Genomic DNA, 13,905 nt, shown 5'->3' with positions numbered 1-13,905 from the left:
CTCGCCAGCAGCAAGTGGCTCACATCTTGGCGCTCCTCGGCATCATGGCCGCTCTGGCGGTCGGCATGTCCGTCAGGTCGTGAGCCGTTGATCTTCCGCCCGCGAGGTGACCTCCGTCGGCTCCCCCGTACGGCACCAACCCTCGCGTGGCGGAACTCAAATCCCATCCCGGCTGGCCGGTACCCCTGAAGAAGGACGGTTCGGGCCAGGGTGGGTGCGAGCGCACTACGGCGCGGAGAACGACTCTCCGCACAGCACATCCGCAAGGAGGACTACCCGTGCAGAACCTCTACACCCTCCCTGCCGTTACCAACGGCGCGTTCGAGAACTTCTGCGGCGGCAACCTCAGCGGCGAGCACGAATCGTGCATCGACGTGGCGGCCATCCCCGGCGCCACGGAGGCGTTTGCGCTCCGTGACTCGAAGCCCGAGGGAGCCGGCCAGGAGTTGCGTGTCACCGCAGCCGAGGTGGACGACTTCGTCCTCGGCTGGGCCAAAAAGCGAGGCCTCGCGCTCTAGTCTGGCGCTTCCCCATTCAGGACAAGACGGGCCGCCCTACTTCGGCAGGGCGGCCCCGTACCTTCAGAAGGGAACAAATGAGCTGGTCAGGGCACTGGCACGGGTACGGGCCGTGGGTCGGTCCATCAAAGCTGTATGGACAGGAGGGAGGCCGACGGCCCCCGCATCCCAACGGTCCGCCGTCGGTGCTGGACCCCGAGGACAAGAAGCAGCAGGCCGTCCTCGACCGGTACCGAGAAGCCGCCGCAGAGTTCCAGACGGGCAATGTGCCGCCCACCATGACCGGCTACTGGCTTCTCAAGAAGAGCCAGGTCTCGGATGACCGGACCTGGGCCGACATGGGTATCGCCCTGGCCTGGCTGACGAAGCAGTACGAGACGAACCCTCCGTTCGTACGTTCCGACGGCCTTGAGGCGTACAGCAGCCTCGACAACAAACTGGAGTACGCCACCGACGTACTGCCCCGCGGTGTCGATGTGAGCTGGGTGTACTACGCGTCGTCGAAGAGCCTGATCTCGTTCTCCGTCGTGTGTTGCCCGAACCGGTTCAACTCTGAGATTTCCTGCCCCCTTCCACCCTCGTAATACGAGAGGAGACCCCCATGTCGCTGCGTCTCTTACTGCCCGAGGACGGTGTGACCGATCTTCTCCTCACCTGGCCTGACGAGCCGCGCGTGTACGAGCGAGGTACGACGGCACTGGACGAGACGATCACCTCGGACTCACTGAAGGACTACCTCTTCACTGGTTGTGCCCCCGCAGATGAGATCGCGGTCGTCAAGGCTCCCAACCCGTCCTTGAACAAAGGCGCCTTCACGACGAACGGCCGGAGCGATGCGGCCAAGCTGCGGCGACTGCATGACAGCGGACACACCATCCGCCTGGGCAACCTCCAGAGGGTGCTGCCGTACATGGCGCACGTCTCCAAGCGCATCCAGGAGGAGACGGGCTACTCGAACTACGTGCACGCCTTCATGACCCCGCCCGGCAATCAGGGCTTGCGCCACCACTGGGATCAGCAGATGGCCGTGATCGTGCAGACCGCGGGCGTCAAGCGATGGCAGTTGTGGCGGCCCCCGGTAGAGGCCCCCATGCGCGAGTTCAACGAAAGCTGGCGGGTCTGGCGTGATGACTACATTCCGACGTGGGAAGCACAGGGCCCTGACATCGAGGTCGACCTCAAGGCCGGCCAGTCCCTCTTGCTCCCGCGGGGGTGGGTCCACAACCCGCTCGTCACCGACTCCGACGAGACCAGCGTGCACTTGACCTTCGCCATCAGGGAACGCACGCCACTGTGGCTGGCCGAGAAATTGGTGGCCGGCGTCATCGCCGAGGGCGAGTTCCGCCGCGTCATCCGTCCCGAGCAACTGGGAGGGGTCGAGCTGGGTAGACAGCTCCAGGACACTCGTGACGCCCTGATCCAATACTTGGCAGGGCTCGACGTAACCCAGGTAGCCATGACTGTCCGGCAGGCTGCCATGAGCGAAACGGAGTACACCACCTGACCGGAGGCTTCCGGGCCTCCGGCCTGAGTGAATGAACGAATCCCAGCGCCCCGCCTCAGCCGTCACGGATGAGGCGGGTCCGCAGTGCTTACGACAGCAACGTGGCGGGGGTGACTGCCTCGACCACCGTCCCGCCGATGGCGTTCTCGACGACGCCTTCCGCCTTACGCGGCTTGGTGACATCGGCTGTCGCTGTGCGGCGACATCACAACGATCACCAGTGACGGCCCCTCGTATGCGGGCTCGTACCGCTACGTGCTGCATCGCATCGCCGAGCACCCCGACACGGATGTCACATTCGAGGCCGAATGCTTGTGGTGCGACTGGGCCGCGGAACCTTCAGCAGATTCCGCGCACGTCGACGCGGCATGCATGAGCCACGAGGAAACGCACCTGGCAACCGTCTACCGCCGCGTTCTGGCTCGACTTCTGTGATGACGGTTCGCCGGTCAGTTGATCCGGTCGGCGCACTCGGGGAACGGGCAGGTCAGGGGGCCATCCGGCGAGGCGGGCGGGTTAGGCAAAGCACCACAGAAGTTGAGCGAGAACCCGAGAACCGACAGCACCCACTCGCGGCGCGGGCAGGCGCCCGCTGGATACTCTCCCGGTATGAAGATCACGATGGGTGCTCTTGCGGCTGGGGCGGGATTCGGGGCGGCTACCTCGCTCATCAACGCGCTTTCCTCCCCGTACGGGGAGCTCGGCGCCCCTCTCAGGGGAACCGTCTGGGCCGGCGCTGCCAAGGTGCTCAGCCTGCTGGTGGACGCAGGCTGGTCCTGGGCGGCGCTGGCGGTGGCGGTGGGCTGGCTGGCCGGGACACCGGTCCGAGGCGCGCTGGTCGGGGCCCTGGCGCTGATCGCTGCCACTGGGGCGTACTACGTGACGGACGCCTTCGCCTCGGGGGCCGAAACGGAGATGGTCAGGTGGGGGGTGGCAGCAGTGCCGCTCGGGCTGGTCCTGGGCGCGGTGGGTTCAGCCATCCGGCGGCCTGGACTGGTCGGCCTGCTTGCGGCGTTGACGGTTCCGGTGGGTGCTGCCGTGCAAATGGTCGTGCTACCGCCCCGACCGCACATCACCTTGACCCCGACCATTGTTCTCGCCGAGGTCATCGTCTGGACGGCCGCTGTGTTCGGTGCGGGCTGGGCTGTCTACCGTTTCTGGGCGGCGAGGCGTGTAGCCGTGGCCGGATAGCGGAACCACCAGGGATGCCCCGTTCTGGTCAACGGCGAGCCGACGGCCGTCTCTCCCAAGATTTTCCCTGTGCACTCAGCCGACGAGCGGAAACATTCTGCTGAGACGTGGCAGCCGACGCGACGCTTCGTCCGCGTTGCGTATGTCCCACGCCTCGCCGCTCGGTTCGGGATTGCAGGGGAGGTCCAGGCCCTCGGACTGCAGCGCCGTCTCAATGCCTTCCTCTTCGCCCGTCAGCATGTCGAAGGCCTCGGCCGCGACGTAGTCCAACGACTCCCAATCGGGCCACTCATTGTCCGACCAGGTCTTCATGGGCCGACCGGCCAACCGGCGCAGCTGCGGCACCTCCGCCAACGAATCCGGATCGGCCACTGCCCTCTCGTACGCCTCTCGGCCGAGGCCGATCACCCAGAACTGGAAGTACCAGAAACTGTCGTCGGAGCACGATCCTCCGTGTATCTGCTCGGCCGCGGCCCACATCTCCCACGTGTCGATCCGCTGTCGCACCCGGTGCAGGCACGACTGGAACTGCACGATCTCCGCCAGCGGTCGCTGCATGAGTTGCTCACGCAGTGCCTCCAGCCGCTGGTCCGGGTCATCGGTCTGCTGCTGAGAGCCCTCCAGCAGGGCCCAGAAGGAGTTCTCATCCATGGGCCGCACTATGGCAGTCAGGTCGGACACTCCCACTCCCGGACGTCTTCCTCGTCTACGAAGCGGGAAGTGATGAACGGTATGGAAAGCGCCGTGGCGGACCGTGGTTTCTGGCGAGATACCACCAGGACCACGGTCCGCCACGGTTCGGACGTTCTGAGGGACAGGTGCGCTCAGCCCTTGGCCTCGGAGGCCTGCGGGCTCTGAGCGAGCGGGTTCGGCTGGATGTCCTTGCAGTAGGGGACGGTCCCGGTCTGGACTGCGTACTTGGCCGAGATCCATGCCTGCTCGTCACGCAGCAGGTACCAGACGTCGTTGCCGGCGACGTTCTGTGCGCGGACCTTGCATCGCAGGCCCACTTGATCGGCGTATTGGAGGATGCCCAGCACCGATGAGTCGGTGCTGGGGTACTGCCGCTCGTTCACCCCACTCTGGCTGATCACCGTGGCGTAGGGCACCGCGGGCCAAGCCTGAGCGGGAGCCGCAGCGGCAAGCAGCGGAGCACCGAGCACGATGGCTGCTGCGCCGGCGCCCGAGCTCGCGGCGATGCGCCACGCGCGCCTCCCCGAGATCTTCAAGATAACCATTCCTCTCGCTCATTTCCTGACATCGGATCACATCCGATCACCCTTCGGTTTATACGCCCTGCATCCCGTGCCGAGGCAGCGCATTTAACCCCCCGAAAAGACGTACGAGATCCCCCAACTGCGGAAATGGCTACGCGGTCAACACATCGACCTCCGCATCACCGGAAAGGGAACCGCTTCCGGCGAACGGCTCAGCGAACGGAGATGGGTCGTTCGAAGGCACGAGGTCCTGCCCGGCCGACTACCGCCGTCCGTCCCCCAAGCTGCGAACGCCAACCCCGCAACCGCAGCGCAATGACGTGTCGGCGCCGCCTTCGGGACTGGGCCGAGGCTGGGTACGGCCTTGCCTGAGGCAGCCGGAACGCGCGATCGCCGAGCAGGGCCGCCCGGTCATGTCACCGATGCCGTTGCCCGTAGGCCACCCGCAGCCTCAGGCCTCGCCGAGTCGGAGGTCTGTGGCCTGGATTCTTGCGATCCGTTCGCGCCACGGGGCGCCCTCAGGGAAGGCTTGGTTGTTGCTGTTTGAGTTCGCGTGGGCCGTGGCCCTGCGGCAAGGGGCGCACTCCGTCTCGTCGCCCAGTGGCCGGAAGAGGTGTTCCTCGCCTGGGCCCTTGCACGGAATGAGCTCGCGAACGGGCGGAGGCTCGTACGGCTGGGGTGAGGTCTGAGCCTCGGGGAGTTTCTGGGCGAGGCGGTAGCGCAGGAAGCCGACCGCCGAGCGCACGCCCTCTTGCGGGCGTTCGGCGAGCAGGGCGTGGCGGAGGTCGGATTCGGTCAGGCCGCGCTCCAGCCACGCGACCGCTTCCGTTGCCAGCGCGCGGGCCTCGCGTACGCCCAGGTGCAGTTCGCGGCGGGAGTGGCGCAGCGAGAGCAGGACCCGTTCCGCCCGCGCGAGTTGGGTGGGGTCGGCCGTCGGCGCGGGCGGCTCGGCTTCGGAGGGTGGGTGGGGAGTGGTCTTATCACTGTGGTCTTCTAACGGTTTATAGCCACCGGCCGTCCGGGCGGTCGGTTCGCCGACCGTCGGGAAGTGCTTACTCGGTGGCGCGGCGGCCGTCGGGGAGGTCCCTCGCAGATGTCCCGCCTGCTCGCTCGTCAGGGGGTTGTTCGCGACGAGCTGCTCGGTCAGCCAGCGGCCCCCCTCGCCCTGGCTCCGCCACTCGTGCACGTACCCGTGCGCGACCAATTGTTCCTTCGCCTTCTGGTACGCGCGGCCCTTGATGCCCAGCTTCTGGGCGAGTTCGCTCAACGGCTTGTACGTGGGGTCTTCGGGCAGGCCCTGGACGTACAGGAGCAGGATCTTCGCGTCACTGCTCAGACGCGGATGACGGACGACATCGTGTGATGCCTTCGTGTAGCGCGCGGTGGGCGCGATAGCATGACGCAGCATTTCCTGTGGCTCTATTCCACTGGTGGTGTAGGCCCTCGGATGGTGTTACCAGCACCGCCGGGGGCTGCCTCATGCGCACGGACGCGCACGGAGGGTGATGATTGCGTCACCGTACCGCATCGCGTCCATCCCTCGCCATGCGAACGGGACTTCACGCCGCGACCTCCGCGTCTGCGCCCGCCGGACGAGCCGGAGTGCGGTGCAGCGGAGGTCGCGGGGTATCGCCGAATGCCTTGGGATTTCCGGCAGTTGGCTTGCGCGCGTCCGGCTGAGGCGGAACAGGGCGGTGCCCCCGTCCTCGAAGTTGCCGAGCACGGGGGCACACAGGAATCGGCGCGTCAGTGCTGCTGCTGCGCCTTGCGACGACGGATCACCAGGTAGCCGCCGGCCGCGACGAGCGCGGCGGCCGCTGCGGACAGCAGGGCGACGGGTGCGCCGTTACCGGTCTCGGCGAGGTCCCCGCCGGTCTGCGTGGAGGGTGACGAGGAGGGGGTCGAGGCGGAGGAGCCCGAACCCGGGGAAGCTGGAGCAGCGCCTTCAGGGGCGGACGACGCGGGCTCCGCGGTCGGCTGCTCCGGGCCGGACGGGGTCACGGACGTCGACGGGGTCACGGACGCCGACGGGGCGTCGGACGGGGACGGGGTGTCGGACGGGGACGGCTTGCCGCCACCGGGCTTACCGCCACCAGGCTTGTCGCCGCCCGGCTTCGATCCTTCGCCGCAGTCGACCCAGAAGACCTTGTGCTTGGCCCGGCCGTGCTCACCGTCGAAGTTCCAGAACAGCTTGTAGTGCCCGTCGGGCAGGGACTGGTCCTGCGAACGGCCGTGCCCCTTACCGTCGAGCGTCAGCGAACCGGACTTCACGGTCTCGCCCTTGACATGGGCGGTCGGGGCCCAGGCTTCGATGCGCCAGTCGACGTCCTGCTCGGCGTCGAAACCGAAGGCGTCGAGATAGAAGGTGCACACGTGAGGCTCGTTCTTACGAAGCTCCTCACCGGTCGCGGCATCGTGAACCTTCACGGTGCCGTTGTCGCCGGGGGCGGTGGCGTATGCCGTAGGGGCAAGCAGGAGGGCCGCGGTGACGGCGGCCGTGAGCGTGCCTGCGGAAGCAACTGTGCGCATGGGTAATCCAACGGTTGGGAGCAGAAAGGGCTTCCGTGGGGCACTGCTCAGCTTCCTACGACCGCCGCGTACCCGTCAATGCACCTCTGACCACATGCGTCACACAGTGCATCACTTGCCCCTTTAGTCCCACAGAACGATTGGATCAGCGCTCCGGCCGATTTCGACGATTTGACTTGCGCCTACATATCGAGAAAGCTAGATGCGAACCATGCCGCACAGAGAGGCAGACCGGTGGACCCCCTGGCCGTACACAAGGCACTCGCCAATCCCGCACGCCTGCAGTTCATGCAGTGGCTGCGGGAGCCGGAGAAGCACTTCGACGAGGACTCCTACCGTCAGCAGGGGCTCGGCTTCCACATCGGGGTGTGCGTGGGCGACATCCAGAAGCGTGCCGGACTGGCGCAGTCAGTGGTGTCCGGGTACCTGCAGACCTTGAAGGACGCGGGGCTGCTCACCTCGGAACGCATCGGCAAGTGGACGTACTACCGGCGCAACGAGCCGGTGATCGCGGAGTTCGCCGCGCACGTCCGCGACGAGCTGTAGACCCGAGGAATCCCCTGCGAGCACCGCTCCGTCGGCGCATATATCTACTTTTCTAGATTTGATGAAAGGTTGCCATGAGAAAGGCCTCCGTCACCGTCCTGGTGCTCGCCCTGGGCGTGTTCGGGATCATCACCACCGAGATGGGGATGGTCGGCGTGCTCCCCCAGGTCTCGGCGGAGCTCGACGTCGCACCGTCCACCGCCGGCTGGCTCGTCGGAGTGTTTGCGCTGGTCATCGCCGTATCCGGGCCGTTCACCACGTTGCTCGCCTCCGGCATCGACCGCAAGAAGGTGCTGGCGACCGCGATAGCCGTGTTCGCCGTGTCCAACGCCGTCTACGCGCTCACCACCCAGTACGAGGTGATGCTCGCCTTCCGTATCGTTCCCGCGCTCTTCCATCCCGTGTTCTTCGCGGTCGCGCTCGCGACCGCCGCGCGGCTGGTGCCCGCCGAGGACGCCACTCGCGCCACGACCACCGTGTTCGGCGGCGTCACCGTCGGCTTCGCCTTCGGGGTGCCGCTGACCTCGTACCTCGCCGAGCATGTGTCCCTGGCCTCGGCGTTCTGGTTCGGCGCGCTCGTCAATCTGCTCGCCTTCATCGGCGTGCTGTTGTTCGTCCCGCCGATGCCTGTCGGTCAACGGGTCTCCTACGGTGCCCAGTTGAAGGTCCTGAAGCGGCTGCGGCTGTGGCTGACCATCGCGTCCGTCGTTCTCGTCTTCGCGGCGATGTTCTCGGTCTACGGCTACTTCGCCGAGTACCTGGGCCAGGTCACGCACATGGACGGCACCTGGGTCAGCGCCATGCTGATGGCGTTCGGCGTGGTGATGGTCCTCGGCAACTTCGTCTTCGGTGAGCTGTTGCGGCGCGATCTCATTCGTACCGTGGTCGGCTACCCGGTTCTGTGCCTGATCGTCTACGTGCTCCTGTACACCGTGGGCCCGCTGTTCGCGCCGATGGTCGTCGCCGTGCTGGTCTGGGGGGCCGTGCACTCGGGCGGGCTCGTCGTGAGCCAGAGCTGGCTGGGGCGGGACGCCTCCGACGCGCCCGAGTTCGGCAACAGCCTCTTCATCTCGTTCTCGAACCTCGGCATCACGATCGGAACAGCGGTCGGGGGATGGGTCCTGTCCGCGTACGGAGCCCGTCAACTCACCTGGGTGGGAACGGGGTTCGCCGTCGCCGCACTGTTGGTCACGGCTCTGCAGCTGAGCCTGGACCGCGCCGGGGTGCGGCAGGGTCCGTCGGTCGCCCCCGGCGAACAGAGGTGCGGACCTGAGACCCGTCGTACCCATCGCACCCGTCGCGTCTTTGATCCGCGGCCGTCCGGGAGACGCCGTAGTGTGTGCGGCCAGGAACCGTCCGGAGGGGGAACGTTCATGGGAACGACCAGCGCCGACGACGCGTGGGCCGGGGAACGCGAGGATCTTCTCGCGATCGTCGCCGATCAGCGCACCAACTTCCTCTACACCGTCACGGACATCAGTGACGAGCAGGCCGGACTCGCCACCACCGTCAGCGAGCTGACGCTCGGCGGCCTGGTCAAGCATCTCGCTGACGTGCAGCGGACCTGGCTCGCCGTGGTGGACGGTACGGCGCCCGGCGAGGTCGGCTGGACCGACCTCGATCCCGACAGCAATCGGATGACCGACGGCGAGACCCTGGCCGGGCTGCTCGACGCCTTTCACACGGCGGCGGCGGAATTCGATCGCACCGTACGGCAGGAGCCCGATCTCGGCCGTCTCGTGACACTTCCCCGGTATCCCTGGTCGCCGCCGGAGCCGATCACATGGACCGTACGGCACGTGCTGCTGCATGTCTTCCGGGAGATCGCGCACCACTGCGGGCACGCGGACATCATCCGCGAGGCGCTGGATGGTGCCAGCACCACGGCCCGGATGGCCGAGGCCGCCTCACGCGGCGTCGGCGCGGATGGTGGCGAGGGCAGCGGAAGTTGACGGCCGGGGCGGGCCTGACGGCCGACCGGGGCGGGCCTGGCGGTCCGTTTCGGTTGTGAGCCCCGTCCCCGGCCTGGATCCCTCCTGGCGCGGGCCCCGCCCCGGTGGTGGGTCCGCCTTGGACGCGTGACCGCCCCGTGCCTCTGAGGCATCGTCCCCGGCCCCTTCGCCATTGCCACAGCCTCCGGCAGCGAGTACGAGCATCGGCGCCCGCGCCACGAAATCCGCACGCCCTGCCGTCTTCTGGCGCACCGCGTTCCGTCGCCCCTCCGCGTGCCGCGTCACGTTGCGATGCATAGACCGTGCCGGCCCGGCAGGGCACTCCACCGACGAAGCGCATGCGGCCAAACGAGTGCCTCTTGGCCGGTCTCGGGGCGCGCGGCAGAAGGATTCAGGAGACTGGCGGCCAGCACCGGAAGCGGATCCTGACTGTGCGCGCCGAAGCGTCGATTTCCGGCCACAACACAACGCCCCTTACGCTGCACCATATCGGTCACCGACGGTCGGCCGGGAGAGAAGGGCGACAACATGACCTCAGAGACCAACACACTGGGCACCATCGATGCCACAACTGCCGTGCTGGAGGCGGAACTTCCCCGCCTGGAGCAGCACCAGCAGACCCTGGAGAAGGAACTCGCGACTGTCACCGAGCGGCTGGAGTCGGTGCGGACCGCGCTGACGGCACTGCGTTCGCTGGCCGCCTCCCCCGTTCCCGCGAACACGCAGGCGCGTGACGCCGGGACGGAGGACGTCAAGACCGAGAACGAGGACGTCAAGACCGAGGCCGAGAGCGTTGTCGCGGCCGAGGTTCCGCAGACCCCGCAGATCCCGCAGATCCCGCAGCAGGCTCAGGGTTCCATCGATTCCGCCGTCCGGGCAGAGGCTCCGCAGGAGCCGGCAGCGGCTGCCCCCGCACGCCGCACCGCCCGGCAGACGTCCGCCCCCAAGGGCCGCAAGCAGGCTACGGCTGCCGCCGCCAAGCCGAAGAGCGAGCGCGGCCAGGCCAAGAAGCCCGTCGCGGCCAAGGCCGCCAAGTCCGCGCAGCCCGCGAAGACCACGAAGTCCGCCGAGCCGACAGCCAAGAAGGCCGCCGCTGCGAAGGGCAAGAAGGCCGCCGCGGCGCCCGCCAAGGCCACCAAGTCCGCGAAGGCCGCGGCCCCGAGGAAGGCGGCGCCCGCCGCACCGGCTGTCGACGACAGTGGCAGCCTCACGGAGATGGCCATCAAGGTGCTGTCCACGTTCGGCGACACGCCGGTCCGTGCCCGTGACGTCACCAAGGCCCTGGGGCGTGAACTGACCCCCAACGGCATCAACACCGTCCGCAGCACCCTGGACCGGCTCGTCGCCACCTCCCGCGCCCACCGCGCCGGCCGGGGCCTCTACCAGGCCCCCGCCAACTGACGTCCCCCGCAGGGGAACAGCACGAGCCGTACGTCCCCGCTCCCGTTGCGGCCTCCGGGCCGTAACAGGAGCGGGGACGGAGGTCGTCGGCCGGCCGGAGCCCGGCGACGTGCGGTACGGTCCTCGGCGACGTGTGGTGCGGTCTTCGTCGCCGGGTGCGTTGTGCCTGCCGGGCGTTGTGCGTGCTGTGCGTGACTGCGCGCCGTGGCCGGAAATGATCACGAGCCCCGACGGGGTGTGAACGAACGGATCACCCGACGCGGCCGGCGATGATCCGGGCGCACTCCATGGACTCGTTCCGCGTCGTGTCCACTTCCAGGTCGTAGAACACTCCCTGGTGGACCACGTCCGCCTGCAACGCCGCCATGCCTGTGATCCGGTCACCGCGTGCGACCTCGCGGGCCGCGGCGACCTCGCTCTCGCACCGTACGCCGACCCACAACACGCCTACGCCGTCCAGCGCCTTCTGCCAACGCCGCTGGGAGTCCGCTCCGCCGAGGAAGACCTCGTCGACGATGACCCTGGCTCCGGCACGGGCCATCGCGGCGACCCCCTCGATCCACGCCGTCTCCAACGTACGGAACTCGGGGCCCACGATCACCTCACCGTCCGGTGCGAACTCGATGCCCCCGTCCGATGCCTGCATGGACGCGGGCATCGCGTCGACCAGTGTGTCGACGCCGAAGGACAGCCAGGGATCCGGCAGGACCGCCTGCAGACACCGGGCGATCCCGGACTTCCCTGAGCTGGAGCCACCATTGAGCACGATCGTCCGAGTCATCACGGCGCCACTCTATGACCACGCCTGTGAGCTCACCCACCAGATCCATAAGCTCTGGACGTCCCCGCCGGGCTCGTGAGTCCATAGGAGACCGGCACAGGCCGGATCAGCGTCGTCAGGGGGGTCGTCCATGCCACGCCGCAAAGTGAGAGTTCCAAGTGTTCGGCTGTGCGCGGGAATCGTGCTCGGCCTGGCCGCCGGGCTGGTGACACTGTGGCTGCTGACCCTGCTCGGTCGTGCCCTCTACACCCGGGAGGGCGCGCTCGGACTGCTGCTTCTGGCGGCGAGCGGCATTGCCATCGGTTGTGCCATGGCGCTCACGCGACTGGGCACCGGCATCGGGTACTCGTGGGGGTTGCTGGGAGGGATAGCGGCCCTGTTCTTCTGCGCCCTGCACATGCAGTACCTCTCGTCCAACGCCCTGCACGACCGGGGCCGGGAGGTGTACGGCGTGATAGAGAAGGAGACCTCCTCGACCTTCGACTCGGACGGCATCGCGACCTACACCTACGCCGTCTCCTACCCCGGGAACCTGCGTCAGCGCGAGCTGTCCACAGTGAACACGGAGTTGCGGACCGGAGGCCGGTATCTCATCACCATCGACCCGGAGCGCAAGGTCCACCCGGCCCTCGGTCCTCGACCCGGTACGGATGTCTTCCACCTCGTCTGGGAGATCGTGAGCGGCGTATTCGTCGTACTCTTCTGGACCGCCTCCGTCATGATGCGCTTCCGGCCGGACGAACTCGAAGGCTGGTGGGAGGCTTAGGCCGTCGGCCAGTCCCAGCGCGATCTGTCGGCGTTCCTGCTGGGCGAGTCCGTCTCCCGGCATCGCGGCCTCCTTCGTGGCCCCCCGGCGTCTCCGGGACAGCACCCCGAAATAGCGTTCACTCTCAATTCATTGCAACGAACATGATTGAGGTTGTTGCATTATCTCCTGAAACATTGCAATGATTTATTAGCTCTGACCTGCATCGATGCCATCTCTGCGCAACAAGCGTGTTGCTGTATCAGTGAATGCTACGTAGCGTTTCCATCATCAGAAACAGCGAGCCGAAGGAACGCGCGATGCAGAAGAAGCAGGGCACCATGCAGAAGTTCGACACCCCCGCCCCGGTCTCGGCCGCCCTCGACATCCCCGCGGGACACATCCGGTTCATCGCCGCGGACCGGGCAGACACCACCGTCGAGATCCTGCCCACGGACGCCTCCAGGAGCCGCGACGTGAAGGCGGCGGAGCAGATCGAGGTCGTATACGGCGACGGCGTCCTGCGGATCGAGGCCCCGGCGGCGAAGAACCGGATCCTCGGCCCCTCCGGATCCATCGAGGTGACTGTCCAACTGCCTGCCGGCTCCCGGATCGAGGTGAAGGCGGCCGACGCCGAGTTCCGGGGCGTCGGACGGCTCGGCGACGTCGCCTTCGAGGGCGCGCAGGGCTCGGTCGGACTCGACGAGGCCGCAAGCGCCCGCGTGACCCTCCAGGCCGGCGACATCTCGGTCGGCCGCCTGGGCGGCCCCGCACAGATCAGCACCCAGAAGGGCGACCTCCACATCACCGAGGCCCTGCGCGGCACTCTCACGCTGCGCACCGAGTACGGCGACATCGCAATCGGCGCCGCCCAGGGGATCTCCGCCTCCCTGGACGCCGGCACCACCCACGGCCGGATCCACAACACGCTCAAGAACACCGACGGCGGCTCCGCCGACCTGAACATCCACGCCACCACCGCCTACGGCGACATCACCGCCCGCAGCCTGTAGCCCGCAGCCTCCAGAAGGAGCCCCCTCATGACCGACTCGGCCATCGCGGCGAACGGGCTGCGCAAGTCGTACGGCGACAAGACCGTGCTCGACGGCATCGATCTGACCGTCCCGGAAGGCACGATCTTCTCCCTGCTCGGCCCGAACGGCGCCGGCAAGACCACCGCCGTCAAGATCCTGTCCACTCTCATCTCCCCCGACCTCGCCAGTGGCCGGATCCACATCGGCGGCCACGACCTCGCCGCCGACCCGCAGGCCGTGCGTGCCGCGATCGGTGTCACCGGGCAGTTCTCCGCCGTCGACGGCCTGATCACCGGCGAGGAGAACATGCTCCTCATGGCGGACCTGCACCACCTCTCCCGCAGCGAGGGGCGGCGGGTCGCCGCTGAACTGCTGGAGCGGTTCGACCTGGTCGAGGCCGCGAAGAAGCCCGCCTCCACCTACTCCGGCGGCATGAAACGCCGCCTCGACCTCGCCATGACCCTGGTCGGAGGCCCGCGGATCATCT

15 protein-coding genes are annotated in these 13,905 nt (G+C 67.5%); 10 read left to right on the top strand and 5 right to left on the bottom strand.

Annotation, left to right across the window (positions count from 1 at the left end; translation table 11 throughout):
• Positions 1-278: 278 nt before the first annotated feature.
• From ACF1B9_RS33815 to ACF1B9_RS33800, 4 genes are all read left to right on the top strand, one after another.
• A complete protein-coding gene (locus ACF1B9_RS33815) occupies positions 279-518 on the top strand; it encodes a DUF397 domain-containing protein (protein ID WP_391741568.1) in 240 nt (79 codons plus the stop codon).
• Positions 519-703: 185 nt separating this feature from the next.
• On the top strand, positions 704-1,102 hold the full coding sequence (locus ACF1B9_RS33810) for a hypothetical protein (protein ID WP_391741567.1): 399 nt from the start codon (positions 704-706) through the stop codon (positions 1,100-1,102).
• Positions 1,103-1,119: 17 nt separating this feature from the next.
• Positions 1,120-2,022 carry a JmjC domain-containing protein gene (locus ACF1B9_RS33805; RefSeq protein ID WP_391741566.1) on the top strand — a complete coding sequence of 301 codons (903 nt, stop codon included), beginning with the start codon at positions 1,120-1,122 and terminating at the stop codon, positions 2,020-2,022.
• A gap of 609 nt (positions 2,023-2,631) precedes the next feature.
• A complete protein-coding gene (locus tag ACF1B9_RS33800) occupies positions 2,632-3,213 on the top strand; it encodes a hypothetical protein (RefSeq protein WP_391741564.1) in 582 nt (193 codons plus the stop codon).
• Positions 3,214-3,288: 75 nt separating this feature from the next.
• Here ACF1B9_RS33800 and ACF1B9_RS33795 read toward each other — a convergent pair whose 3' ends face one another.
• From ACF1B9_RS33795 to ACF1B9_RS33780, 4 genes are all read right to left on the bottom strand, one after another.
• Positions 3,289-3,864 (bottom strand): DUF4240 domain-containing protein, encoded by a 576-nt coding sequence (locus ACF1B9_RS33795; RefSeq protein WP_391741563.1) that lies wholly within the window; start codon positions 3,862-3,864, stop codon positions 3,289-3,291.
• 173 nt (positions 3,865-4,037) lie between these two features.
• Positions 4,038-4,451 (bottom strand): SH3 domain-containing protein, encoded by a 414-nt coding sequence (locus ACF1B9_RS33790; protein ID WP_391741561.1) that lies wholly within the window; start codon positions 4,449-4,451, stop codon positions 4,038-4,040.
• Positions 4,452-4,881: 430 nt separating this feature from the next.
• Positions 4,882-5,838 carry a hypothetical protein gene (locus tag ACF1B9_RS33785; protein WP_391741559.1) on the bottom strand — a complete coding sequence of 319 codons (957 nt, stop codon included), beginning with the start codon at positions 5,836-5,838 and terminating at the stop codon, positions 4,882-4,884.
• Positions 5,839-6,176: 338 nt separating this feature from the next.
• Entirely contained in the window at positions 6,177-6,959 is a 783-nt protein-coding gene (locus ACF1B9_RS33780) for an LPXTG cell wall anchor domain-containing protein (protein ID WP_391741557.1), read from the bottom strand.
• A 234-nt stretch (positions 6,960-7,193) separates the two neighbouring features.
• Here ACF1B9_RS33780 and ACF1B9_RS33775 point away from each other — a divergent pair, with 234 nt between their 5' ends.
• The 3 genes from ACF1B9_RS33775 (at position 7,194) to ACF1B9_RS33765 (ending at position 10,858) form a co-directional block, all read left to right on the top strand.
• Positions 7,194-7,505, top strand: coding sequence for an ArsR/SmtB family transcription factor (locus tag ACF1B9_RS33775; protein ID WP_391741555.1), 312 nt, complete (start codon positions 7,194-7,196; stop codon positions 7,503-7,505).
• Between the two features lie 74 nt (positions 7,506-7,579).
• Complete coding sequence (locus ACF1B9_RS33770; protein ID WP_391741554.1) at positions 7,580-9,457, top strand: MFS transporter; 1,878 nt, start codon at positions 7,580-7,582, stop codon at positions 9,455-9,457.
• Between the two features lie 528 nt (positions 9,458-9,985).
• Positions 9,986-10,858 carry a hypothetical protein gene (locus ACF1B9_RS33765; protein WP_391741552.1) on the top strand — a complete coding sequence of 291 codons (873 nt, stop codon included), beginning with the start codon at positions 9,986-9,988 and terminating at the stop codon, positions 10,856-10,858.
• Positions 10,859-11,108: 250 nt separating this feature from the next.
• Here ACF1B9_RS33765 and cpt read toward each other — a convergent pair whose 3' ends face one another.
• The gene (gene cpt, locus ACF1B9_RS33760) at positions 11,109-11,639 is read right to left on the bottom strand and encodes a chloramphenicol phosphotransferase CPT (RefSeq protein ID WP_391741892.1); all 531 of its coding nucleotides are present in this window, start codon (positions 11,637-11,639) and stop codon (positions 11,109-11,111) included.
• Between the two features lie 130 nt (positions 11,640-11,769).
• On the opposite strand from cpt, the gene ACF1B9_RS33755 reads away from it, so the two are divergent.
• The 3 genes from ACF1B9_RS33755 to ACF1B9_RS33745 form a co-directional block, all read left to right on the top strand.
• Positions 11,770-12,405, top strand: a complete 636-nt coding sequence (locus ACF1B9_RS33755; protein WP_391741551.1) for a hypothetical protein — start codon at positions 11,770-11,772, stop codon at positions 12,403-12,405.
• Positions 12,406-12,725: 320 nt separating this feature from the next.
• Complete coding sequence (locus tag ACF1B9_RS33750; protein ID WP_391741890.1) at positions 12,726-13,397, top strand: DUF4097 family beta strand repeat-containing protein; 672 nt, start codon at positions 12,726-12,728, stop codon at positions 13,395-13,397.
• Between the two features lie 27 nt (positions 13,398-13,424).
• Positions 13,425-13,905 (top strand): ABC transporter ATP-binding protein (locus ACF1B9_RS33745; RefSeq protein ID WP_391795965.1); only part of this gene is annotated, 481 nt, incomplete at its 3' end.

The organism is Streptomyces sp. NPDC014727, from assembly GCF_043083485.1.
Classification (GTDB): Bacteria; Actinomycetota; Actinomycetes; order Streptomycetales; family Streptomycetaceae; genus Streptomyces.
This window is presented reverse-complemented; position numbering and strand designations above follow the sequence as displayed.

Excerpts from the sequence above, each read along its gene's own strand:
- ACF1B9_RS33805 (WP_391741566.1), top strand. The coding sequence starts at position 1,120 with ATGTCGCTGCGTCTCTTACTGCCCGAGGACGGTGTGACCGATCTTCTC.
- ACF1B9_RS33750 (WP_391741890.1), top strand. The coding sequence starts at position 12,726 with ATGCAGAAGTTCGACACCCCCGCCCCGGTCTCGGCCGCCCTCGACATC.
- ACF1B9_RS33755 (WP_391741551.1), top strand. The coding sequence starts at position 11,770 with ATGCCACGCCGCAAAGTGAGAGTTCCAAGTGTTCGGCTGTGCGCGGGA.
- ACF1B9_RS33790 (WP_391741561.1), bottom strand. The coding sequence starts at position 4,451 with ATGGTTATCTTGAAGATCTCGGGGAGGCGCGCGTGGCGCATCGCCGCG.
- ACF1B9_RS33785 (WP_391741559.1), bottom strand. The coding sequence starts at position 5,838 with ATGCTGCGTCATGCTATCGCGCCCACCGCGCGCTACACGAAGGCATCA.
- ACF1B9_RS33780 (WP_391741557.1), bottom strand. The coding sequence starts at position 6,959 with ATGCGCACAGTTGCTTCCGCAGGCACGCTCACGGCCGCCGTCACCGCG.
- cpt (WP_391741892.1), bottom strand. The coding sequence starts at position 11,639 with ATGACTCGGACGATCGTGCTCAATGGTGGCTCCAGCTCAGGGAAGTCC.
- ACF1B9_RS33800 (WP_391741564.1), top strand. The coding sequence starts at position 2,632 with ATGAAGATCACGATGGGTGCTCTTGCGGCTGGGGCGGGATTCGGGGCG.
- ACF1B9_RS33770 (WP_391741554.1), top strand. The coding sequence starts at position 7,580 with ATGAGAAAGGCCTCCGTCACCGTCCTGGTGCTCGCCCTGGGCGTGTTC.
- ACF1B9_RS33765 (WP_391741552.1), top strand. The coding sequence starts at position 9,986 with ATGACCTCAGAGACCAACACACTGGGCACCATCGATGCCACAACTGCC.
- ACF1B9_RS33795 (WP_391741563.1), bottom strand. The coding sequence starts at position 3,864 with ATGGATGAGAACTCCTTCTGGGCCCTGCTGGAGGGCTCTCAGCAGCAG.